Source organism: Verrucomicrobiota bacterium, assembly GCA_021294815.2.
Lineage (GTDB): Bacteria > Verrucomicrobiota > Verrucomicrobiia > Opitutales > LL51 > LL51.
The window spans coordinates 582,764-605,317 of record CP095464.1 but is presented as its reverse complement, the minus strand read 5'-3'; the positions used below and the strand labels follow the sequence as shown (position 1 = coordinate 605,317).

Genomic DNA, 22,554 nt, shown 5'->3' with positions numbered 1-22,554 from the left:
GAGCTCTAGCGGAAGGTTTTCAGTGAAAAGTGATATCAAGTCGATCAATTCGGTCTGCAAGGAGGCCGTTGTAACCGTCCCACAGGCGGTGGTCCAGGAAGAGGAAAGTTCCGTCCTGAGTACGTTCGCCCAACAGGTGAAAGTCCCTGGGTTTCGCAAAGGAAAAGTACCGCTCTCGCTGATTCGGTCACGCTACACGAAGGAGCTTGGGGAGCAGGTAGACAAGACGATTGCCCAAAAGATTTTTGATGATCTTGTTAAAGAACAGAGCTGGGATGTCTTTTCGCTTTCGAAGTTTACTTCTAAAAAACTCGAGAATGGTGATCGTGAATTTACCTTTACAGTCGATTTAAAGCCAACGTTTGAGCTCATCGACTACAAGAACATTGAAATCGAAAACCCAAACGTCGAGGTTACCGACAAAGAAGTCGACAAGGCTGTTGAAGAGATTCGCAATCATCACGCGGAGTACAATATCGTCAAACGCCCGGCAAAGAAAGGAGATTTCGTGCGCTTACAATACCGGGGAACTTTTGAGGACGGGACACCGATTGCCGAAAAGGTAAAAGTTGCGCCGATTTGGGCTGCCCAAGATAACACCTGGGAAGAAGCTGGTAACACTGAATCGCCTGGTGTAAAAGCGATTATTGAAGGCATTATCGGGATGAGCATCGATGAAGAAAAGGACGTCGACATGACCTATCCAGAAGATTTTGAAGTTGAAGACCTTCGCGGAAAGAAAGCGCTCTATCACGTCAAAGTCTTTGAAGTTCGCGAAAAAATCCTCCCCGAATTAAGTGACGAGTTTTTCAAGAAAATCCACGAAGAGGATCTCAAAGCATTCCGGCAACATGTTAAAGAAAATCTCAAGCAACGAAAAATCCAAACGCAGCGTTTTGAGCAGCGAGAGACCGTCGTCCGGGCATTGATCGATCAGATGAATTTTGAGGTTCCTGAGAGTTCTGCGAGTTATGAACAGGTCCACATCGTCCGCGGTTTTATTGAGCGCCAGATCAATGAAGGCGTCTCCATCGACGAGATCAACGCCAACAAGGACCAATTGTTTGAGGATACCAAGGAGCTTTCGCATGATCGCGCGAAAATTAACTTTATCCTCGAAAAGATCGCCGAACTTGAAAAGATTACACTAACGAATCAGGAGCTAATGCAAATGGTCACTCAAGAGGCTGCGATGTTACGGCTTTCTCCGGATCGATTTTTGAACGAAATTCGGAATGACCGCGAACGCATCCATGATCTCCAACGCCGTGCTTTATTTGGAAAAACGCTCGACTTCATTTTGGTTGAAAATCTAAAACGATTCCCGAATTTTACAGATCCCGACGCACCAAAAACCGAGGAAGTGACCAAGTTTGAAGAGGGGTCTAAAGAAAAAACAGAGGCGAAGCCCAAAAAGGAAAAATCAGAAACGAAGAGCAAAAAAGCAAAAACTTCCGAAGATAAGGAAGAGAGCAAGACCGCTAAAGCTCCGCGTAAATCCTCCAAACGCTCTTCCGTAACCGAAGAAACGAAATAGCATCATGGTTCAGATTTCGGATCAGACCTATTTGCCGCTTCCCTACGTTTATGAGCGCGATGGCCGCCAGGAACGCTCGTGGGACATCTACAGCCGGCTACTGAAGGATCGGATTATTTTTCTTGGGACACCCATTGACGACTTTGTTGCTAACGCGGTCGTAGCACAACTGCTGTTTTTGCAGATGGAAGACCCGAAAAAAGCGATTCACGTTTACGTCAACTCCCCGGGAGGCAGTGTGACCGCGGGCATGGCGATTTATGACACAATGAAGTTCATGAATTGCGATGTCATCACGTACTGCATCGGACAAGCAGCGAGCATGGCGACGGTCCTTTTAGCCGCCGGAACGCATGGGAAACGTTACGCGCTTCCCAACAGTCGTGTTATGATCCACCAACCTTCGGGACAGGCAACGGGCCAGACTTCGGATATTTCGATTGCTGCTAAAGAGATTCTTCGCTGGAAAAAAACCTTGACAAGCGTTCTATCGGAGTGTACAGGACAGCCAATTGAGAAAGTCGAAAAGGACTCCGACCGCGATTTCTACATGTCGGCCCTCGAAGCGAAAGCGTACGGAATTGTTGACGAGGTCATTGATCGAAAGCCGGTAACGGAACCTTCGGCTTAAATTTTGTTCTTTATTATATATGGATACGGTTGGTGCAGTTGAGCATCGGTCTCTGCGCCGGGAGAATCGGGTTCTCGCGGTTCAGTGGGCTTACATGTGCCAATTGACACATCGACCGGCCTCAGCAACGGATTTTCCGAAAATATGTACACTCTTTGAGAAAGACCCCCAAAATTTTCAATTCGCGCAGGAACTTGTTCTCCTTATGCAGTCGCATCTTCACGAAATCGACGCCTTAATTGAACGTTTCGCGACGAATTGGAACTTTTCACGCCTATCGAACGTCGACCTTTGCGTATTACGCCTTGCGACCTGTGAGTTGCTCTATCGCCCCGACATTCCTCCTGTTGTTACGATTAACGAGGCGATCGAGCTTGGAAAATTGTTTTCTGGGGAACCTTCTAAAGCCTTCATTAACGGCATTTTAGACCGAATCCGTGGGACGCTTTCTCGTCCTTTGCGAACGGCTACAACGGCGTAGGTTATGTTTCCCAATCCCAAACTCTACTCGCTAGAGGCCGCGAGCGCAATTAGGAAACAGGGACCAAAAGGGGCGTTTGTTCTCACCAATGGCTGTTTTGACATGCTTCATGTAGGACATATTTACGCCTTGCAACAAGCTGCACAATGGGGATCGCTATGGGTTGCGCTCAACAGCGATGCAAGTGTTCGGTCGTTGAAAGGGCCGACACGCCCTATTTTCACAGAACAAGAGCGGGCCTACATGCTCGCGGCGTTGTCTTGCGTCTCCGGGATTATTATTTTCGACACGCCTCGCCTTGATCACGAAATTCGGGAGCTGCACCCCGATATCTACGCAAAATCCTCCGATTACACGCTCGAAACACTGGCCCCGGAAGAACGTGCCGCGCTTAAAAATGTCCACGCGGGAATCCGCTTTACCAGTATACTTCCGGGCTTTAGTACCACGCGGCTCATTGAAAAAATCGCCGCCACGCACTCTGCTTAATTGATTTGCGGTTTGGTTGCAAAATGCTAGTTTTGATGCCTATCTATGGACTGGATCTACCTCGCGGTCTTTGTTTTTGGTTATATCATTGGCTCAATCCCATTCGGCGTCCTCGTCACTCGTTCCAAGGGCGTCAATATTTTTCAAGAAGGCAGCGGCAATCCAGGAGCAACCAATGTCGGCCGTATTCTAGGCAGACGCTACGGATTTCTCGTATTTTTCCTCGATGCACTGAAGGGATTTTCATCCGTAGTCGCTCTGCACTACCTTGCTCACCAACATCCGCAGCTTGAAGACATCCTCATGGCGACCGCGCTCGCTGGAGCGGTAACGGGGCATTGCTTTTCGATTTTTCTCAAATTCCGCGGAGGGAAAGGCGTCGCAACAACGATTGGCGGGTTGCTAGCAATCATGCCGAGTATTACGATCCTATGTCTTCTGCTTTGGTATTCGGTTTTCCGGATTTCGCGGTTCGTATCGCTGGCCTCGCTTAGCTTCGCGCTCATGCTTCCGCTACTCACCTACCTTTTTGCGTATTCCGAAATATTATTGTATTTAAGCCTCGCGCTGATGATTTTTCTCATTTGGCGACACGTCCCAAATCTACGTCGACTATGGCAGGGACAAGAAAATCGTTTCCCTCCTGAAGATTAATTTACCGCAGCAATAATTCCAGTTGAGCAAAATATTCGTCGACAAACGGCCTCAAACCTAGGCAATAGACCATTGCGCCGAGGCTAAGAAATGGGCCAAAGGGCAGAATCGATCCCGTACGGATTTTTCGTGTGCGATGGATCCACCACCAAACGGGAAATATCGTTACAAGCCCCAGCGTAGCGCCGCCGAAAATCGCAAAAATCGCGCCATTGGTTCCTAAAAATGCCCCAATACAACCCATGAGTTTGATATCGCCGAAGCCTACGGTTTCTTTTTTCAAGACAAGTTCACTCAAAATTGCGATCCATAACAGCGCACTCGATCCCAAGAGCATGGCTTTCAGCGACTCAAAAATGCCTAAAAAAATATAATTCCCATGGACGTAATGCGTTAGAATCGCACTGCCCAAAATCCCTAAAATAGCACCACCAACCGAACAGCGATCCGGAATCATCATTGTCGTAAAATCGATCCCCGAAGCGATGATCAGTAGACCTAAAAAGAGACCATAAATACAAAACTCCATCGGGCTATACAAAACCCAAAGCCGCGTAAACAGCAGTGCCGTCAATAATTCGACGAACAAATACTGGCACTCTAAGCGTCTTCCGCAACAGCGTGCGCGCCCCTGCAATATTAACCATCCTAGGATCGGAAGATTGAGGTAAAATGGAATCGACTGGCCACACTCACAATACGATCTTGGCCACATGACGGATTGATTTTTGGGGATACGCATGATGCAAAGATCGAAAAAACTCCCCAAACAAGCGCCCAAAATGAACGCCAGCACGCCACACAACGGCGACTGCCAAAACACTTCTCCTCCCCCAATCATCAGCGCTTGATCAGCGAATCGCCAGTCATTTCTGCCGGCTTTGATAGGTCCATGAGATCGAGTAAGGTCGGTGCAATATCACCTAACTTGCCGCCACTTTTTAAAGCTTTTGCCCCATGGCGCTCACCGCACAAAATCAAATATACCGGGTTTGTCGTATGTTGCGTGTACGGCACCTTGTGTTCGAGGTCCCACATTTGCTCGGAATTTCCGTGATCCGCCGTAATTAGCGCGGTCGATTGTACTTTTTCCACCGCCTGCACAATCTCGCCTAGACACCGATCAACGGTCTCGACGGCCCGAACAGCAGCACCGAGATTTCCTGTATGCCCAACCATATCGGTGTTGGCAAAATTCACGACAATCAACCCGTACTTTTGAGACAAAATCGCCGAAACGACCTGATCTTTCACGGCAATCGCGCTCATTTCGGGCTTTTGATCGTGGGTTTCGACATCGCTTGGACTCGGGATCAACACACGTTCTTCGCCTGGGAAGGGCTCCTCGCGGTAGTCGTTGAAGAAAAATGTCACGTGCGCGTATTTTTCCGTCTCGGCACAGCGGAACTGGGTAATACCGCGTTCACTAAGGTAACTCCCCAGAATATTACGCATTTTTTCAGGACGCTTAAAAATCACATTCGGGCACAATCCCTGTTCATACTCGGTCAAAGTTGCCCAGAAAACGTTGACGACTTTTTTTCGCGTAAATCCGTCGAAGTTTGGATCGGTAAAAGCACGCGTAATTTCCCGAGGGCGGTCTCCACGGAAGTTGAAAAAGATTACCGAATCGCCGTCTTCAATCGCGCCGGAGAATTTTCCATTGGGATCGATAATCTGTATCGGCAACACAAACTCATCGCCACGACGGACCTCGTCAATGGGATTCTGGTAATAGTGCTCCAACGCCTCGCGGGCACTATGCGCCTTAAGTCCATCTATCCCAGTTAAACAATCGTACGCTTTTTGGACTCGTTCCCAACGATGATCGCGGTCCATCACCCAAAAACGCCCAATAACCGTTGCGATTTTTCCGACACCAATTTTTTGGCACTGCTGTTCGATTTCCGATAAAAACTGAAGCCCGCTTTCCGGCGCCGTATCACGCCCATCGCTAAAAAAGTGGATATAAACCTCTTTCAACTCTTGTTGCTTACAGATTCGGAGTAGACCATAGAGGTGCCGCAAAACGGAATGTACCCCACCGTCTGAACACAGGCCAATCAGGTGTAATTTTTTCGATTTTGCCCGACGGATTGCCTCGAGAATCACCGAATTTTGGTCCGCTGTATGGGTCTCGAATGCCTTATCAATGCGGACAATTTCCTGATCAACAATCCTCCCCGCGCCAATATTTTGGTGGCCAACCTCGCTATTGCCCATAACGCCTTCGGGTAATCCAACTGCACGTCCACAGGTCGCAATCTCGGTATGCGGACACGTCGTGAGCAATCGATCAAACGCCGGTGTTTTCGCACGCGCAATTGCGTCCCAAGGCGCCAACTCCGGTCGTTTATTAATACCCCACCCGTCACAAATTACAAGCACCGCCGAATTCACGAGAGGCATTGTAGTCACCCAAAGACTTTTTTCAACCTATGCCTCGCAAATCGCGTACAATTTTTCCTTCAGAGCCTCCAACCCGATGTTTTGTGTACAGGAAATTTCCAAAGTCTCTTCACGAAGAGCCACTTTAAACTTTTTAATGTTTTCCGCTGCTGACGGTAAATCCATTTTGTTGAGTATAATGAGCTGCTTTTTCGACAACAAGTTCTTGGAATAACACTGCAATTCTTGACGCAAAACCTGGTATTGCGCCAGAGGATCTTGCTCGTCCTCGGCTGCGATATCGATTAAAAACAATAGCACCTTGCAGCGCTCGATGTGCTTAAGAAACTTAATTCCAAGTCCTCGGTTTTGATGCGCGCCAGAAATCAACCCCGGGATATCGGCAATCGTCAGCGTTTTGTAATGCTCTGGATAAGGAATAATTCCAACTTTGGGATTGAGCGTCGTAAATGGGTAGGAGGCAGACTTTTGCTGCGTCCTTGTCAGCGCATTGATGAGCGACGATTTACCAGCGTTCGGGAATCCGACCAACCCAATATCAGCGATCGTTTTGAGCACGAAAGTAAACTCTCCGCACTCACCCGGCATACCCAAGGTGATCCGTTGTGGAGCCTGATTGACAGAACTTTTAAATGTTGTGTTTCCCCTGCCGCCCTTGCCCCCCTTGAGCAAGACGACGCATTCGCCCTCATGTAGCAGTTCCGTTGCAACGGCGCCCGTATCATTATTAACGACAACAGTCCCCTCGGGAACTTTTAAGAGGCAGTGAGCCCCATTAGCGCCATGACAATTCGAACCGCGCCCCGGTTCGCCATTTTTCGCCGAAGCGTGCGGCATAAACTGGTATTGCACGAGGTCCGAAACATTGCGGTCACAGACGAGGACGACATCGCCGCCATCGCCGCCATCGCCGCCGTTCGGCCCGCCATTCGGACGATACTTTTCGCGTAAAAAGCTACGGCATCCATTGCCACCCTTCCCCGCCGACAAAACAACTTTTGCCTCATCAACAAACATACCGGTATTATCGTCTTCGGGATTTGGCGTTACAAGTAAATTTCCTTCAGCGCGCTAATCCTCATTAAATTTCTGATCGAACAGCACCTCGAGGTCGTGCAACAGCGCTTCTTGTTGGGCAAACTCCCCGCCTTCGAGAATAAACAAGAGATGCGTGTGATATCGAGCCTCCAACATCATCAGCCCCATAATACTATGCCCATTGACCTGTTCATCGCCTTGGCGCACCCACACGTCAATTCCCGGATATTTGTTGATCGTACGCACAATCAGCGCCGCTGGCGTCGCGTGTAATCCAAGCTTATTTTGGACAACGAAATTGCGACGTGACTGGATCCGCAGCGCCATCGAACTACAAATGGGGACATTTCAATCAAATCACCAGAGATTTCAATGCTCCTTTGGGAAATTGTCAAAAAAAGTCGCAATCAACGAGCTTTCGGTTGCCGCATTTTATTCCTCTTACACACCTTCTAGCCAATGTTATGTAAAAACACTAATCTAAGAGCGCGAGAATATCCTCCTCGGTCCACTCTGTTTTTGCGTCAGAATCAGAATCAGAATCATGGATTAGATCAACTGCCTGCGAATTATCGTTACATGGCAATCTTGAAAAGTCAGAGTCATTTGCATTTTGACCATCATGCGTAAACCCCAGAGTTGGAGTGCTATCAAAAAGCATTTTCTCAAATAAATTATGAGCTTCAATCATCGCATCTACATTTACTTCATTATTCCTTTTTTCTCGGAGAGAATATGTACCGTTCACTGGGTCTATCTCGAATTCCTTAGGTGAAAACTGCAAAACATCTTTCAAACAGATCGCCTGCCCATTCGATAGTGTTGTCTTAAGCGCAAAAATATCATCCAAACCGTCGAAGCATCTATCTTCTAGCGACTTTATTAATACATCCTTAGCGCTAGAAAATAAAAACAACCAAACAGGGCCATCGTTAGCGATATTCGTCGTCAAAATCTTTTTAATTAAGTCTTTGCCTTGAACCTCTGCAATCATGTCATACAAGTGGAAAAACGAGCGGAGTACTTCATCTTGCAGCGAATTTTTCCAAAAATGCACACCTTCTTCTGCGACAAGAACTTCGGGAGTTCTGCGCGCTCTCCAATTTCGCAAAATCAAGTTTAATACAGGAATTCCCACATTTTCACCTTCAGAAAGGCGAGCCGCCGTATCAAATAAAAAGTATTCGATCAAGTTGCTTGATAAAACACATCCTCCGAGATGAGCCATCTTATCCAGATATTGACACATCTCTTCAGCAGAACAGGCCCTCTGGATGACCGCCTGATGTAAACTACAAACCTCATTTAATGCATCTTTATATTCGCAAACCGCGTCGATTTCAATTTGCCTGGTACAAATGTTTCTCACGATACTCATATCGAATGTCTCCACAGGATGTCCATCGCAAATCCAATCACATATTTGAAACATGGCGTGTAGAACATGTCCAAAATCAGGCTCATCATCGTCGTTAGACCTCGCCGCATTATTGATGACGGACATTAGTTCATCTAAAATCTCTTTGGCAGGATTGACAGGAGGCGTAGTTCCAAAGTTCAATGGATTTGAGCCTAAATAGACCATGCAAATAACCAGAAGCTTCCATACTTTTCCGTTCATAATGAAGTTGCTTCTCGCATCGTCTTCATTAAAAGTCAAGCATTATCTACGTTTATTTAAAATAAAATGAACTACTCATACTGCTGACCCTGAAAAAACATAAATCGCTGAAGTTTAGCGCCTAGATGAACATAAAAACACCCAGCAGATTATATTAATCCACGGGGCGAAGTGCATTGGAACGTACGAGTGCTGGCAATAATCCACTATTATATTATACCCGGTAACAGTACCACACCTCTACCATTAGAAAGAGTAAATTCTATAGGGAATTCCACTCTAGTCCCTTTTGGAAGTTCTTCGCTGCTAACTATTTTAACAATATCGTTAAAAATATCACGAGCGTAGGTAAAGAAAAAACTCCAAGGCAGTATATCTTTTTTCACACTCTCCGATTCCTCAACCTCTCCAAGCTTAGTCGTTACAATTCTGGCCAACAATCTCGGATCGTCAATCGATGCGCTCCATACCTTATCAAAACGTCCTTTGAAAAAGTTTAAGAACGCAACGAGTACTTTATCATTTGCAGGGCGATTTTCCCAATCACCTAAAATAATCTCGACTATGGACTGCTTTCTGAGAATTCCCGCATCCGCAGACGTTTCCTCTTCTTCCTCTTCTTCCTCTTGAACGGTATCCGAGGGGAACAGATAAAATTCACAGACATCCTCATCGAGAAGCCCCACGGACTGTAATTTATTCATTTTATTAAGAAACTGCTCTAGCGTTTCGGAGCCGTGATCACCATCAAGTATTTTTTGACGCAATTCATTAATCTCAACTAAAGTCTGTTTATATTTACGGAAATGGTAAAGACGAATATTCGGTGTGAATCCCTCCGTATTTTCCTCCACAGCCTCTGGCTGAAAATCCACGATAGATTCTCCACACCTAAAATCTGAATTAAGCAACCATATAGCATCTTGGTCGACAAAATGTCCTTTCTCCTCCTCTTTTTCATCATCTCCTGGCAATTCATTCCAATTTAGATCATCAAAGGGAGTCACCAACTTCTCTAATGCTCCATAAACAGTAGAATTATAACAAATAACCGTTAAAAACAGTACTTTCAATATATGAGCTCTCATAACAATAGGATGTTCTATGTACTAAGGATTTCAAAATGTCAAGAACCCATTGCATAAACAACTCATTCTTACTAGAATTGGAGACACCAAAACCGATTTGATATTTGTACGCAAAACACCCCGCTGGTCTCATGGGCCAGTGGGGTGATGGTGCGCCGAACGCACAAGTACTGGCAACGACCTACTCTCGCACCACATCGAGGCGGCACTACCATCGGCGGTTGAGGGCTTAACGATCGTGTTCGGAATGGAAACGTGTGTTTCCCCTCACCTATGATCACCAGAGTCCCTAACTATGCAGTCTTTCTCCTCAACCATTGCCATATCCGGATCTGTACTTCCTCAGAAGTAACACCGGGCATAGTTTTCTATTAAAATGTATTGAAAACAATGTATTGTGGGCGAGAATTGACGTCTAAACGAGCAAAAGCCTTCGAGCCATTAGTATCGGTTAGCTCAATACATCACTGCACTTACACATCCGACCTATCAACCGGGTGGTCTACCCGGGCTCTCTCGAGGTTGCCCTCTAGGAAATCTCATCTTGGGAATGGCTTGGCGCTTAGATGCTTTCAGCGCTTATCCAGTCCGAGCTTAGCTACCCGGCGCTACTGCTGACGCAATAACCGGAACACCAGCGGCTCGTCATTTCCGGTCCTCTCGTACTAAGAAATGAACCCCTCAAATTTCCAACGCCCACAGCGGATAGAGGACCAAACTGTCTCACGACGTTCTGAACCCAGCTCACGTACCACTTTAATCGGCGAACAGCCGAACCCTTGGGACCTTCTCCAGCCCCAGGATGTGATGAGCCGACATCGAGGTGCCAAACAACGCCGTCGCTATGAACGCTTGGGCGTTATCAGCCTGTTATCCCTAGGGTACCTTTTATCCTTTAAGCGATGGCAGTTCCACTTCAAACCACCGGATCACTTGAACCTGCTTTCGCAACTGCTCGACTTGTAGGTCTCACAGTAAAGCCTCCTTATACTCATGTGCTCGTCTGCCGATTGCCAACCGGCATGAGGAGACCTTCGTAATCCTCCGTTACTCTTTTGGAGGAGACCGCCCCAGTCAAACTAACCCCCTAGCAATGTCCACTGACCAGATCATGATTCAGTGTTAGATGTCTAACCAATAAAGAGTGGTATTTCAACGTTGGCTCCGATATGTCCTGAAACACATCCTCGATGCCTCCCACTTATCCTACGCATTAAAAATCAAACAACAATACCAGGTTACATAGTAAAGGTCCATAGGGTCTTTCCGTCCTGCTGCGGGAACGCGGCATTTTCACCGCGACTACAATTTCACTGAGCGTCTCCCTGAGACAGTGCCCAACTCGTTACACGATTCGTGCAGGTCGGAACTTACCCGACAAGGAATTTCGCTACCTTAGGACCGTTATAGTTACGGCCGACATTCACGGGGGCTTAGACCAGAAGCTTGCACCTCCAGCTTTCACCTTTCCGCATCGGTCACGTGTCACTCCCTATACATCGTCTTACGACTTAGCAGAGAGCTGTGTTTTTGCTAAACAGTCGGTTGGGCCTTTTCACTGCGGCCTGTTACCAGGCACCTCTTCTACCGAAGATACGAGGCTAATTTGCCGAGTTCCTTAGAGAGAGTTCACTCACGCGCCTTAGAATACTCATCCCGGACACCTGTGTCGGTTTTGGTACGAGCACCTAATTGACTCACAACGAAGTTTTTCCTGGAAGTTTGATATCATTCAATCCCCATTGGCCGTAGCCGCCGAGTCCCATAACACCCCAGCCTATATACCTGGCGGATTTGCCTACCAGACAGCCTCAGTGCTTAGCCGCGAACAATCAATCTCGCGTAGAACTAACCTACTCCGTCACTCCTTTGCTGATAACGTCAATTCGATGGTACAGGAATATTAACCTGTTTGGCATCGGTTACTCCAATTGGCCTCACCTTAGCTCCCGACTCACCCTGGGAGGACGAACCTTGCCCAGGAAACCTTGTCCTTTCGGCGATGCGGAATCTCACCGCATTTATCGTTACTCATGTCTGGATACTCACTTCCAACCAGTCCACCGTCGGTCACCCCTTCGGCTTCTGCCCGATTGGAACGCTCTTCTACCACTCATAATATTATAAGTCCGCAATTTCGGCACGCTGCTTTAGTCCCGATCATCTTCGGCGCAAACTCACTCGATAGGTCAGCTATTACGCACTGTTTAAATGGTGGCTGCTTCTAAGCCAACATCCCTATTGTCTAAGTAAGTTCACCTCCTTTGTACCACTGAGCAGCGGTTTAGGGGCCTTAATCGGCGGTCTGGGCTGTTGCCCTCTCGACTACGAAGCTTATCCCCCGCAGTCTGACTCCCATGCTACACCGACCGGTATTCGGAGTTTGATAAGGGTTGGTACCCGGGTATGGGCCCTAGCCTTTTCAGTGCTCTACCCCCGATCGTCAGCGCATGAGGCTATACCTATATATATTTCGAAGAGAACCAGCTATAACGGAATTTGATTAGCCTTTCACCCCTATCCACAGTTCATCCGATATCTTCTCAAGGATAAACAGTTCGGTCCTCCACTCGATCTCACTCGAGCTTCAACCTGACCATGGATAGATCATCCCGTTTCGGGTCTATTGCCTATGACTCATCGCCCTATTCAGACTTGCTTTCGCTCCGCCTCCAGCCCGTAAAGCTTTAAGCTTGCCGTAGACAATAACTCCCAGACCCATTATGCAAAAGGTACGCCGTCACACCCTAAAGGATGCTCCGACCGCTTGTAGGCAGCTAGTTTCAGGTACTATTTCACTCTCCTAACAGGAGTTCTTTTCACCTTTCCCTCACGGTACTTGTTCACTATCGGTCGATATCGAGTATTTAGTCTTACGCGGTGGTCCGCGCAGCTTCACACGAGATTTCACGTGGCCCGTGCTACTTAGGAATTCCCTATGGTCACTTTCAATTTCGGATACGGGACTGTCACCCTCTATAGCTCCTCTTTCCAAAGGATTCTCCTATCGTCTGTGATCCAATGTTAGGCTCCTACAACCCCGCCGGGATAAATCCCAACGGTTTAGACTGTTCCCATTTCGCTCGCCACTACTTTGGGAATCGCTTTCGCTTTCTTTTCCTCTGCTTACTTAGATGTTTCAGTTCAGCAGGTTCGCTCCATACACCTATGGATTCAGTGTATGGTGACGGGACATTACTCCCGCCGGGTTCCCCCATTCGGACATCTCCGGATCAAAGCGTATGTGCCGCTCCCCGAAGCTTATCGCAGCTTGTCACGTCCTTCTTCGCCTGATATCACCAAGGCATCCACTGACTGCCCTTTATAACTTTCTCTCGCCTGTTTTGTTAACATTCTAGACGTTTTTCTCTCAGTTATTGTATAATCCCACAATACATTGAACTTTCAAAGAACAAAATTCTTCCTGCCGTAATGGCAGCTTGCTCGACGGTTTTCACTTCGAAACCGAAGTCAACCCTAAAATTTCCACCCAACCCTGGTGGGCCCAGGTGGACTTGAACCACCGACCCCACGCTTATCAAGCGTGTGCTCTAACCAACTGAGCTATGAGCCCGCATCGGGTGGAGTCGATCGGGTTCGAACCGACGACCTCCTGCTTGCAAAGCAGGCGCTCTAGCCAACTGAGCTACGACCCCACTTTTAGCGTAGATCATCGGCGAGATCCGGAGATCTCAAACCGCCTTTCGAACAGAAAATTATCAGAAAGTTACTTGCGGATCCTTCGGCTGCCGAGGCAATACTGATTACCTCAGCTTCGACCAATATCCCCACAGCCCTAATGGACTTGGGATTTCTCCTTAGAAAGGAGGTGATCCAGCCGCAGGTTCCCCTACGGCTACCTTGTTACGACTTAGTCCCAATCACCAGCCTCACCTTAGGGCACTGCCTCCTCTGAAGAGGTTCGCTCATGCACTTCGGGCAAAACCGGCTTTCATGACTTGACGGGCGGTGTGTACAAGGCCCGAGAACGTATTCACGGCGCCATAGCTGATGCGCCATTACTAGCGATTCCGGCTTCATGAAGTCGAGTTGCAGACTTCAATCTGAACTGGGCCCGGCTTTATAGATTTGCTCCACCTCGCGGTCTTGCGTCTCATTGTACCGGGCATTGTAGCACGTGTGCAGCCCTAGGCGTAAGGGCCATGCTGACCTGACGTCATCCCCACCTTCCCACGTTACCGTTAGTCCCCTTAAAGTCCCCAGCCGAACTGCTGGCAATTAAGGGCGAGGGTTGCGCTCGTTGCCGGACTTAACCGAACATCTCACGACACGAGCTGACGACAGCCATGCAGCACCTGTGTATCGGCTCCAAAGAGAAACGTACTTTCGCACGTCGTCCAATACATGTCAAGCCTAGGTAAGGTTCTTCGCGTTGCATCGAATTAAGCCACATGCTCCACCGCTTGTGCGGGCCCCCGTCAATTCCTTTAAGTTTTAGTCTTGCGACCGTAGTCCTCAGGCGGTACACTTACGCGTTAGCTGAGACCCCGAGACGGTCGAATGTCCCGAGGCCGAGTGTACAACGTTTACGGCGTGGACTACAAGGGTATCTAATCCTTTTTGCTCCCCACGCTTTCGTGCATGAGCGTCAGTATTTGTCCAGTAAGCTGCCTTCGCCATGGGTGTTCCTCCTAATATCTACGCATTCCACCGCTACACTAGGAATTCCACTTACCTCTCCAAAACTCTAGCCAAGTAGTTTCAAACGCGGTACGGGGTTAAGCCCCGCATTTTGACATCTGACATACCTAGCCGCCTGCGCACCCTTTACGCCCAGTAATTCCGAGTAACGCTTGCAGTCTCCGTATTACCGCGGCTGCTGGCACGGAGTTTGCCACTGCTTCCTTTTTAAGTTAACTCAAGCTGAGGTATGAGCCCAGTTTTTGCTCCTTAACGACAGGGGTCTACAATTCGAGAACCTTCGTCCCCCACGCGGCGTTGCACCATCAGGCTTTCGCCCATTGTGAATGATTCGAAACTGCTGCCACCCGTAGGTGTGTGGACCGTATCTCAGTTCCACTGTGGCTGATCATCCTCTCAGACCAGCTACCCGTCTTTGCCTTGGTGGGCCTTCACCCCGCCAACAAGCTGATAGGACGCGAACCTCTCCTCTAGCGCCATTACAAGCTTTAGTATCCCCTCCATGCGGAAGGAAACCACATCCGGTATTAATTCACCTTTCGGCGAGCTATCCCCGACTAAAGGGCAAGTTGTTCACGTGTTACGCACCCGTTTGCCGCTCTCATCATCCCCATTCATCCGAAGACTCATGGTGATAAATCCCGCTCGACTTGCATGTCTTAGCCACGCCGCCAGCGTTCACTCTGAGCCAGGATCAAACTCTCCATTAGTTAGAAAGTTTGCTCCCTTATCTTTCTTAAAAATAAGGAATTACTATTTTGTATTCTTTTCAGAATTTATTCGTGAACCGAATAAATCGCACAAGTAACTTTCAAAGAACAACCACTGTCATGATCCTCCCGCTCCTCAGAGCGATTGTTTTCACAACAGGCCCCAGATCACTGGAACAGGGATCAATTTGAAAACCCCAGAATCGAAGTCAAGCGTTTTTCAAAAAATTTTTCCGAAAGAATTCTCCCTCGCTTTAAAACTATGTTTGCACTCATTTTCACTGCTCCAAAGAACACCATCCGCGACATTATTTCAAATATCAAATCTTCAGCCTACTTTCCTATAACACCGCGAACGGTAACACAAGAGTATTGATCCCCTAAGAGTCCCATTTTGACCGAACAGAATGCATCATAGCGATTTAAGTCCAGCAGACACGACCTTGAAAGAGCCCCAATTAGGGCTCTTTGCTGAACTATCGTTGCTATAGCTCCTCGCTTACTGCTTATTTTTGTCCCTCACTACTCTAAGCAGTTCTTTTATCATCCGATGCATCAATGGACTTCTCATTACTTTCCCTGCTCCGCTGGTTCCTCTACTGCGCCACTTATGCAATCCCGATGTCAAAATCATCTGAGAAAAATCACCTTTCTCATCAAATTTTTGATTCAAAACACGCATCCATTTAGGATTATCCCGATTTTTAGGACTCACACAGCTCAAGAAGAAACTCTTACGGACAACATCATCTTTATCATCCTTATTATCTTCATTACCTTCATCATCTTCATCACTCTGATCACACACATCTACCAGCTCCCTACTTTTAAAATATTTCAGCTTCCACGCAATACGCTGAATAGATGTAAATTCTTGCTCTTTATGCTTTACCAGCTTCCACTCAGCCTCGCCTGCATCAGAATCACAAAGAACAGGCTCCATTAATAAATCAAAAACGTAAATAGGGTATATTTCCATTACAAGACCTGTAAATGCCTCCAAAACTCCCGACGAATATAGCAAATCCTGTATTTTCTGTTTTTCCTCAGAAACGGGAGATTGTCGAGACGTAGGAAATATCTTAGAAAAACTATTCATGAGTACCAGCATCTCGTTTTCTGTAACCGCGTCCCTTACTTTTGACCTACGCATTTCCAAAACTGCATCACGAACTTTCCTAATATCCGCTGCTAATTTCTTGCAATCTTCTGACTTAGGCTTAGAATTTTGACTAAAATCCTCAAACCGCTTAGTTAATTGCTGAAAACACTGATCAGGTATCGTCTTTTGACATACAGCCAATAATGCTTCTTTACCATCTTCCCATGTCTTTAATCCATCTCGCGTAAAATACTCTGGTTTCGTATTCTTCACCGTCTCTTGCACCCATACCCTGCGTTGGTATAACTGATCGCGCAACACCCATTCTTCGCTCGCGATTATCCTAAACATTTCTAACATTACTTGAGCACCTTTTTCATCAATTTGATATTGTTCTTCTCCAAATTTCTTGATAAGAGAACCGATTAAAACCCAAAAATTGATAAGGATCTTCGTCCGCTTAATCTCTGAACCAGAAGCATCAAACAAGAATCCCGCGTTAGCACCCAGACTTTTCCACTTGCGTATCGATTCCATGATATTACTTAACAAGAAGTAGAATCGCTTTTCTAATGTCATTTGACTACTCCACGAAATTTTACCGTCTACAACAGAAGACAGCCAAGCACATTTAGATGAACTTGCTGAAACTATAGCAGGAATCAACAACCACGTCATTGATAATGTTTTTATTATATCTTTTTTCATAATCTTTCTTTTGGAATTGGGACACGTGAAATACTGTTATTTACCAATTGCAAGCCTTTTCTATTTTAACTGCTTTTCCTTTATGTCTCGCTTCATTGCTCTCGTATTTATTCATGGACACTGGCAATCCTTACATGATATCTACACGAAGAAATTCTGCTTTCAGAGGCACACAAAAAATCCGCGACAATATCGCGGACGAGAAACATAAATAACTCCAAAAACAAGCTATTTCGCCAAATACGCCGCCGTACTTTCTGCAGTTGGTTTCATCGCTGGGGCGCCGGAGTGCCAATTTGCAGGGCAAACTTCACCGTACCGTTTGACATGTTGGAGTGCATCAATGAGCCGAAGTACTTCGTCAACATTCCGCCCCAGTGCCATGTTATTCACGCTTGCATGCTGAATGATGCCTTTTTTATCGATAATAAAAAGCGCTCGGAACGCGACTTGATCGGTCGGCGTTAATGCAGGAATCGCAGCTTCTGAAGATTCCATGAGTGAGGCCGCCGACGTCAGGCTCTCTAACCCTGGAAGCGACGCCGCTTTAGACTGTAGGAGATTTTTAACCGCTTGTACTTGCTGCAACTGATGTGTCAGCGTTTGCTTCAATGCACTCACAGGGACCTCGCCATCGAGCACCCCATAGGATCGCGCAACCGTTTTATTGATATCCGCTACCACTGGGTAGGTGATACCCTGGATACCGCCTTGCTTTTTCGGCTGATTGAGCCAGGCGAGGTGCGCGTACTCGGAATCTGTTGAACATGCGATTATTTGTGTATCGCGCTTCTGAAACTCCGGTAACTTATCCTGAAATGCATGGAGCTCCGTCGGACACACAAACGTGAAGTCCTTTGGATAAAAAAACAGCACGATGTAATGTTTCCCGATAATAGAACTCAGATCAAAATCAACAATATCGCTGCCGCTAACAACTGCCTTTGCCTGAAAAACCGGCGCCTTTTGATTCACCAAAGTCATAGAGAATCTCCATAGCATTTAATTCAGGAAGTAAAGCCGAGAAGTACGTGCGCCCTTTTCGAACTCAAAAATAAAAAAGAGCTCCCGAAGGAGCTCCAATGTTCGTGATCAAAATCTGCGATTAATACCGCGCCCTGTAATCATGACCTCTGGCATGGGTATTATATTTGCTCCATTTGCGGCGCCCGTTGTAGGCATTAGGAAAAATATTCTTTTGATACACGCGGTTATCGTTATACGAAAGCGGTGTCGATTGTTGCTTTTCAAGTTCCTTGATACGCTGCGTCAACTGCTCGATTTCGGCGCTATGTTGGATATTGATCTGATCTAACTCTGCATTGTGCGCCAAAGCGTCAATGATCCGTTGTTCATCTTTTGCTCTTTGGAGTTCGCGCTCGCGAAAATCCATTGCCATCTTCAGAACGTTATTCATATCAGCACTGATATCAGGCGCAACTTCGTCGGTATTCGTTTCTGCTTTTGGAGCCTCAGGCGCAGGTTCTTCTTTCGCCGCTTCGTTCGATTCAACAGCCGAGATCTCACTCGAAGGTGTCTCCTCCATAAACGCAGCCAGATTTTTCATGTTTTCCTCAATAATCGCATGGAGACGGTTGAGCTCATCCGTAACGTGGTGCGCCTCCTCGGTAATGGCCTCAGCGTCTTTTTCTTCGGAATTCTGTGCTTTCACTTTATCAATCATGGCCTGTAGTCCATCGCCTGTGCTGAAATCGAGAAAGCTAATAATTCCAATTTCAGGACTCCCTTCATTCTTTGCAGCGTCTGCATGTTCCCGAGCTGCTTCTTTGATCTTTGCATAAGGATTTGGCGTTTCAGATCGTATGATTGTCGCAGGGCGTGAAGGCCGAGGAATAGAGTTGCCGAGTTGAACGCGATCCTCATTTACGACACCAACGCTTACATCTAAAATAACAGTTGGCACAGAAGGCGCCGCCTCTGTTTCCTGAGCTACTTCTTCTTTTTTGGGTTGATCCGTAGATTCCTCGGTAACCTCATTGGCACGTACACGATCGAGTGCCTCCTGTAGCGGTGTTACGAGATGGTCGTGCCCATAGGCTTGTGCTTGATGGACGACATCGCCCTTTGAAGTGTTAAGCAGCACGTTTGCTCCGGCTTCAAGTAAGATTTCGACCGTACTGAGATGTCCTTCGCGGATCGCCGCGTGCAACGGTGTACGGCCTCGATCATTAAGTGCATTGATAGGAGCACCGTGGGCGATGAGATACCGAACCACCGCATCATTACCCGCAAAAGAGGCAACATGAAGTGGAGTTATCAGCCAATCTTCGGTTTTGTCCGTAACGAACCCTGGGTGTTGCTCCAGAATCTTGAAGGCATTATCATTTCCTTCAGAAGTGTTCTCGCTGATAATATCAAATAATGCTTCGAGTGCAGATTTTTCAGGCTCAGGTACCGCCTCTTTTGCTTCAGCATCAACAGGCTCTTTCTCGTCATCTGCGTCGCTACTCGAAAGATCAGGGCGTGGCATCTCCGCTGCTGTAGCCGCTAATAACGCCTTTTGTGTGTCTCCCGCTTTTTCCGTTGCGATCGTCTCCTCTCCGGAGGCATCCGTCCCAATTTCGCTTGCGGAATCCCCAATCACTACCTCTTCACCCTCAGAGCCCGACTGCGTCACTTCAGAAGTATGAGTTGATGTCGCCGTTACTTCTGGTGAAACCGTCTCAGACGATGCACTGGTCGCGGTCACCGCGCCCGACACCACCTCTGAGGAAATATCGCCACTTTGCTGTGACGCCGCATCCGTCGGCTGTAATGCTGAGGCAGTATCTCCATAGAGTCCACTTCCCCAGACGCTCAAGAACGCGAATGACAATCCCACTATACCAAGGTTTATTTTCCCACTTGACATAAATACCCAACCGGGAAGAACTCAAAAAATTTTTCGGGATGCCGCAAGACTTTTTCTTCAAATTTTCACATAACTCTTTCCGCGAAAAACACAAAAAGCGCCCTCAGACGCCTCCTGCGAATTGATTCAGAAATCAAACAACTCTGCTCCGTACCAGCTACAGAATCTCTTTCAGCTTGGCTCCCGCCTTAAACTTAATGTTCTTCGAAGCCTTAATTTGGATTTTTGCTCCTGTTCTCGGATTTACGCCGGTACGTGCACCACGAGTCCCAACAGAAAACGTTCCAAAACCCACAATTTGGACATTACCATCTTTCTTAAGCCCATTTGTAAGCGCTTCCAGAACGGAATTTAACGTCTTTTCGGCAAAAATCTTCGTTAATTTCGCTTCTCCGGAATTACTACCACCTGCCCCTTGGTTCAAAAGCTCGTAGACTTCGTTGATTAATTCTGACTTATTCATTGCTATTTAAATGTTTCACCTAGCGTATTTTTTTCCTCTACCTGTCAATCTTTTATTCCGCTTCACTACAACTATCGCAGAGATTTTACAATTGCGCAAAAACGGCTTGCCTTTTGCCGATTTTTTTTAGCAATTGTGGCGTGGCCATCGTGTCAACGCGCCTGAAGGCGTCTGAATTCATGCTTAAGAGCAAAATCACACATTATGACAGAAGAAATAAATCAACTAAAACGTGGGCGCGTCTCTGGTAAAGCGCGAGCCCCGAAAAAGAATGCAACCGTCGGCGAGATTTCCGATCCTACCAGTGTGTTAAACGATAGTATTTCGCAAAAAAACAGTCCGTCGTCTTCACAGCAGGCTGAGGTCTTGATTCAAGAGACGACAGTGGAAAGCGCGCCAACTGGGAAGACAACAACCGTTGACGAGCTTCTTGTCGATGAAGTACTCGACTCAAAGCCCAATCGACGCCCTCGAAATGATCAACGAAACCGTCGTCGTGATGCCAATCATCACGATACTAAGACATCGCATGACCGTTCTTCATGTCGCCCGGAAGGGTCCGCTCCTCGGACAACCGAAAATCCGTCTTGTAGCCGCGACGGACAGTACAAGGAATGTGCCTGCTGTCACGCACTGAAACGCGCATGGTGCAAGTTACTCGAGTTTTTAGGTTTTAAGTCGAAGCGTCCTCACACCCATAGCAGTAAGGGCAGCACAGGTGAGAATCGCCATCGTCGATCTTCCAGCAACGGACGGCGACCACGCAATAACCGCACAAAATCTGAATAGTGGCATGGTGACGCCGTGTTGTGTCATTCAAGGGCAAGCCTCACTACGAGGCGATATCGCTATCAGTGGCTCTAAAAACGCGGCGCTACCCATTTTGGCGGCAACACTTTTAACCGATCAGCCATGTGTACTTCATAATGTCCCTGAACTCACAGATGTTGCCAACATGTTGGAGGCACTTCGGTTGCTGGGCGCTGAGGTTACTTCTGTAGGCCCGAGAAGTTGGTCAATCTGTGCGAAGGATATTCACACGGACGCCAGAAACCCAGTCGTTCAACATTTGCGGGCTTCGGTCTGTCTGCTGGGAGCACTTTTAGGGCGAAAACGCAGCGCTTCGGTTGCGATGCCGGGCGGGTGTAAGTTGGGGGCGCGCCCCATTGATCTCCATCTACGGGCATTTCATCGATTAGGTGCACAAATTCATCAGCCAACAGGTTACGTTTCCCTCCAAACCGATTATCTGATGGGAACGGTTTTATCGATGCTCGGGCCTCGAGGTCCCTCGATGACAGGTACTTCGAATGCCATTATGGCGGCCGTGCTAGCTAAGGGAACGACGATTATTCGTCACGCATCACGCGAGCCCGAAATTGCTTCACTCTGCCATATGCTCAATCAGATGGGCGCCCGAATTACAGGGTTGAACAGCGGGACGTTGATTATCAAGGGCGTTCCTTTTCTCCATGGGACTTCGTTTACGGTCCCTCCCGATCGCATCGAAGCCGGGACATTTATCATCCTGGGGTACCTTCGCGGTACCCCGGTTCGCGTTCATGGACTGACGCCCCAATTTTTGACAGAAAATTTCCAAGGCTTCTTCGACGCGATTCCATCTGCTCGGCGGCACAGCCTTTTCCGTGATGGCGTCTTTGAAGTCCATCGGATTGAAGATCTTCCAGGGCTCGACATCTGTACTTTACCTTATCCAGGATTTCCGACGGATCTACAGCCACAGATTTCGGTACTGGCGTCACAAGCAATTAGCGCAAGTCGTGTCCGCGATACAGTTTTTCCTCAACGTTTTGCCCATATCCCGGAATTTCGCCGTTTAGGTATCCAGGCAAAAGTCGAGCATGATACTCTACACCTGGCGCCTCATTCCAAGCTCCGTTCGGGTGAAGTGACGGCAACAGATCTTCGTGCGGGTGCAGCGCTTTATCTGGCAGGAATTCTGGCCGATGGATCGACAACTGTTTTTCGGCCGGATTACGTCGACCGCGGTTACGAGCATTTTGAGGAAAAACTCCAAAAGCTCGGGGTGGAGCTCACGCGCCTCGGGTAACAAAGCGAAAAGACAAAA

General features: G+C 47.5%; 17 protein-coding genes, 2 tRNA genes and 3 rRNA genes. 7 read left to right on the top strand and 15 right to left on the bottom strand.

The genetic code is table 11. The annotated features are described in order from the left end of the window. Window positions 1-22 precede the first annotated feature (22 nt). Genes tig through plsY form a run of 5 tightly spaced genes read left to right on the top strand, consistent with a single transcriptional unit; the run spans window position 23 to window position 3,792 of the window. The gene (gene tig / locus LW808_002845; protein UPA28217.1) at window positions 23-1,537 is read left to right on the top strand and encodes a trigger factor; all 1,515 of its coding nucleotides are present in this window, start codon (window positions 23-25) and stop codon (window positions 1,535-1,537) included. A gap of 4 nt (window positions 1,538-1,541) precedes the next feature. Further along, entirely contained in the window at window positions 1,542-2,168 is a 627-nt protein-coding gene (locus LW808_002840) for an ATP-dependent Clp protease proteolytic subunit (protein ID UPA28216.1), read from the top strand. A gap of 19 nt (window positions 2,169-2,187) precedes the next feature. Then, a complete protein-coding gene (gene nusB, locus LW808_002835) occupies window positions 2,188-2,649 on the top strand; it encodes a transcription antitermination factor NusB (GenBank protein UPA28215.1) in 462 nt (153 codons plus the stop codon). Between the two features lie 3 nt (window positions 2,650-2,652). Further along, on the top strand, window positions 2,653-3,138 hold the full coding sequence (locus tag LW808_002830) for an adenylyltransferase/cytidyltransferase family protein (protein ID UPA28214.1): 486 nt from the start codon (window positions 2,653-2,655) through the stop codon (window positions 3,136-3,138). Window positions 3,139-3,183: 45 nt separating this feature from the next. Next, window positions 3,184-3,792 (top strand): glycerol-3-phosphate 1-O-acyltransferase PlsY, encoded by a 609-nt coding sequence (gene plsY / locus LW808_002825; protein UPA28213.1) that lies wholly within the window; start codon window positions 3,184-3,186, stop codon window positions 3,790-3,792. Between the two features lies 1 nt (window position 3,793). On the opposite strand, the gene LW808_002820 is transcribed toward plsY, so the two are convergent. The 15 genes from LW808_002820 to LW808_002750 all read right to left on the bottom strand — a co-directional run bounded on the left by LW808_002820 (window position 3,794) and on the right by LW808_002750 (window position 20,465). Next, a complete protein-coding gene (locus tag LW808_002820; protein ID UPA28212.1) occupies window positions 3,794-4,633 on the bottom strand; it encodes a prepilin peptidase in 840 nt (279 codons plus the stop codon). Further along, on the bottom strand, window positions 4,633-6,201 hold the full coding sequence (gene gpmI / locus LW808_002815; GenBank protein UPA28211.1) for a 2,3-bisphosphoglycerate-independent phosphoglycerate mutase: 1,569 nt from the start codon (window positions 6,199-6,201) through the stop codon (window positions 4,633-4,635). Before gpmI ends, LW808_002820 begins: the two co-directional genes overlap by 1 nt. A gap of 27 nt (window positions 6,202-6,228) precedes the next feature. Beyond that, window positions 6,229-7,218, bottom strand: coding sequence for a GTPase ObgE (gene obgE / locus LW808_002810; GenBank protein UPA28210.1), 990 nt, complete (start codon window positions 7,216-7,218; stop codon window positions 6,229-6,231). 54 nt (window positions 7,219-7,272) lie between these two features. Continuing rightward, window positions 7,273-7,566 (bottom strand): HPr family phosphocarrier protein, encoded by a 294-nt coding sequence (locus LW808_002805; GenBank protein UPA28209.1) that lies wholly within the window; start codon window positions 7,564-7,566, stop codon window positions 7,273-7,275. A 148-nt stretch (window positions 7,567-7,714) separates the two neighbouring features. Beyond that, window positions 7,715-8,860, bottom strand: coding sequence for a hypothetical protein (locus LW808_002800; protein ID UPA28208.1), 1,146 nt, complete (start codon window positions 8,858-8,860; stop codon window positions 7,715-7,717). Between the two features lie 209 nt (window positions 8,861-9,069). Beyond that, window positions 9,070-9,948, bottom strand: a complete 879-nt coding sequence (locus LW808_002795) for a hypothetical protein (protein UPA28207.1) — start codon at window positions 9,946-9,948, stop codon at window positions 9,070-9,072. Window positions 9,949-10,116: 168 nt separating this feature from the next. Then, window positions 10,117-10,233, bottom strand: a 5S ribosomal RNA gene (rrf, locus tag LW808_002790). Between the two features lie 136 nt (window positions 10,234-10,369). Then, a 23S ribosomal RNA gene (locus LW808_002785) occupies window positions 10,370-13,283 on the bottom strand. Between the two features lie 162 nt (window positions 13,284-13,445). Then, window positions 13,446-13,522: transfer RNA gene (locus tag LW808_002780), tRNA-Ile, on the bottom strand. Between the two features lie 8 nt (window positions 13,523-13,530). Then, window positions 13,531-13,604, bottom strand: a tRNA-Ala gene (locus LW808_002775). 166 nt (window positions 13,605-13,770) lie between these two features. Next, a 16S ribosomal RNA gene (locus LW808_002770) occupies window positions 13,771-15,320 on the bottom strand. The 16S, 23S and 5S rRNA genes sit together here with 2 tRNA genes alongside, the layout of an rRNA operon. 499 nt (window positions 15,321-15,819) lie before the next feature. Next, on the bottom strand, window positions 15,820-17,130 hold the full coding sequence (locus LW808_002765) for a hypothetical protein (protein ID UPA28206.1): 1,311 nt from the start codon (window positions 17,128-17,130) through the stop codon (window positions 15,820-15,822). Between the two features lie 228 nt (window positions 17,131-17,358). Further along, complete coding sequence (locus LW808_002760; GenBank protein ID UPA28205.1) at window positions 17,359-18,114, bottom strand: peroxiredoxin; 756 nt, start codon at window positions 18,112-18,114, stop codon at window positions 17,359-17,361. 121 nt (window positions 18,115-18,235) lie between these two features. After that, window positions 18,236-19,972 carry an ankyrin repeat domain-containing protein gene (locus LW808_002755; GenBank protein UPA28204.1) on the bottom strand — a complete coding sequence of 579 codons (1,737 nt, stop codon included), beginning with the start codon at window positions 19,970-19,972 and terminating at the stop codon, window positions 18,236-18,238. Window positions 19,973-20,159: 187 nt separating this feature from the next. Further along, a complete protein-coding gene (locus tag LW808_002750) occupies window positions 20,160-20,465 on the bottom strand; it encodes an HU family DNA-binding protein (GenBank protein ID UPA28203.1) in 306 nt (101 codons plus the stop codon). A 204-nt stretch (window positions 20,466-20,669) separates the two neighbouring features. On the opposite strand from LW808_002750, the gene LW808_002745 reads away from it, so the two are divergent. Together LW808_002745 and murA are read left to right on the top strand one after the other, a co-directional pair. Then, window positions 20,670-21,254 (top strand): hypothetical protein, encoded by a 585-nt coding sequence (locus LW808_002745; GenBank protein UPA28202.1) that lies wholly within the window; start codon window positions 20,670-20,672, stop codon window positions 21,252-21,254. Next, on the top strand, window positions 21,184-22,536 hold the full coding sequence (gene murA / locus LW808_002740) for a UDP-N-acetylglucosamine 1-carboxyvinyltransferase (GenBank protein UPA28201.1): 1,353 nt from the start codon (window positions 21,184-21,186) through the stop codon (window positions 22,534-22,536). Before LW808_002745 ends, murA begins: the two co-directional genes overlap by 71 nt. The last annotated feature ends 18 nt before the right edge of the window (window positions 22,537-22,554 follow it).

Coding starts and splice junctions, on each gene's coding strand:
- LW808_002840 (UPA28216.1), top strand. CDS start 1,542: ATGGTTCAGATTTCGGATCAGACCTATTTGCCGCTTCCCTACGTTTAT.
- LW808_002795 (UPA28207.1), bottom strand. CDS start 9,948: ATGAGAGCTCATATATTGAAAGTACTGTTTTTAACGGTTATTTGTTAT.
- gpmI (UPA28211.1), bottom strand. CDS start 6,201: ATGCCTCTCGTGAATTCGGCGGTGCTTGTAATTTGTGACGGGTGGGGT.
- LW808_002820 (UPA28212.1), bottom strand. CDS start 4,633: ATGATTGGGGGAGGAGAAGTGTTTTGGCAGTCGCCGTTGTGTGGCGTG.
- nusB (UPA28215.1), top strand. CDS start 2,188: ATGGATACGGTTGGTGCAGTTGAGCATCGGTCTCTGCGCCGGGAGAAT.
- LW808_002830 (UPA28214.1), top strand. CDS start 2,653: ATGTTTCCCAATCCCAAACTCTACTCGCTAGAGGCCGCGAGCGCAATT.
- LW808_002800 (UPA28208.1), bottom strand. CDS start 8,860: ATGAACGGAAAAGTATGGAAGCTTCTGGTTATTTGCATGGTCTATTTA.
- obgE (UPA28210.1), bottom strand. CDS start 7,218: ATGTTTGTTGATGAGGCAAAAGTTGTTTTGTCGGCGGGGAAGGGTGGC.
- plsY (UPA28213.1), top strand. CDS start 3,184: ATGGACTGGATCTACCTCGCGGTCTTTGTTTTTGGTTATATCATTGGC.
- LW808_002805 (UPA28209.1), bottom strand. CDS start 7,566: ATGGCGCTGCGGATCCAGTCACGTCGCAATTTCGTTGTCCAAAATAAG.
- LW808_002765 (UPA28206.1), bottom strand. CDS start 17,130: ATGAAAAAAGATATAATAAAAACATTATCAATGACGTGGTTGTTGATT.
- LW808_002750 (UPA28203.1), bottom strand. CDS start 20,465: ATGAATAAGTCAGAATTAATCAACGAAGTCTACGAGCTTTTGAACCAA.
- LW808_002745 (UPA28202.1), top strand. CDS start 20,670: ATGACAGAAGAAATAAATCAACTAAAACGTGGGCGCGTCTCTGGTAAA.
- LW808_002760 (UPA28205.1), bottom strand. CDS start 18,114: ATGACTTTGGTGAATCAAAAGGCGCCGGTTTTTCAGGCAAAGGCAGTT.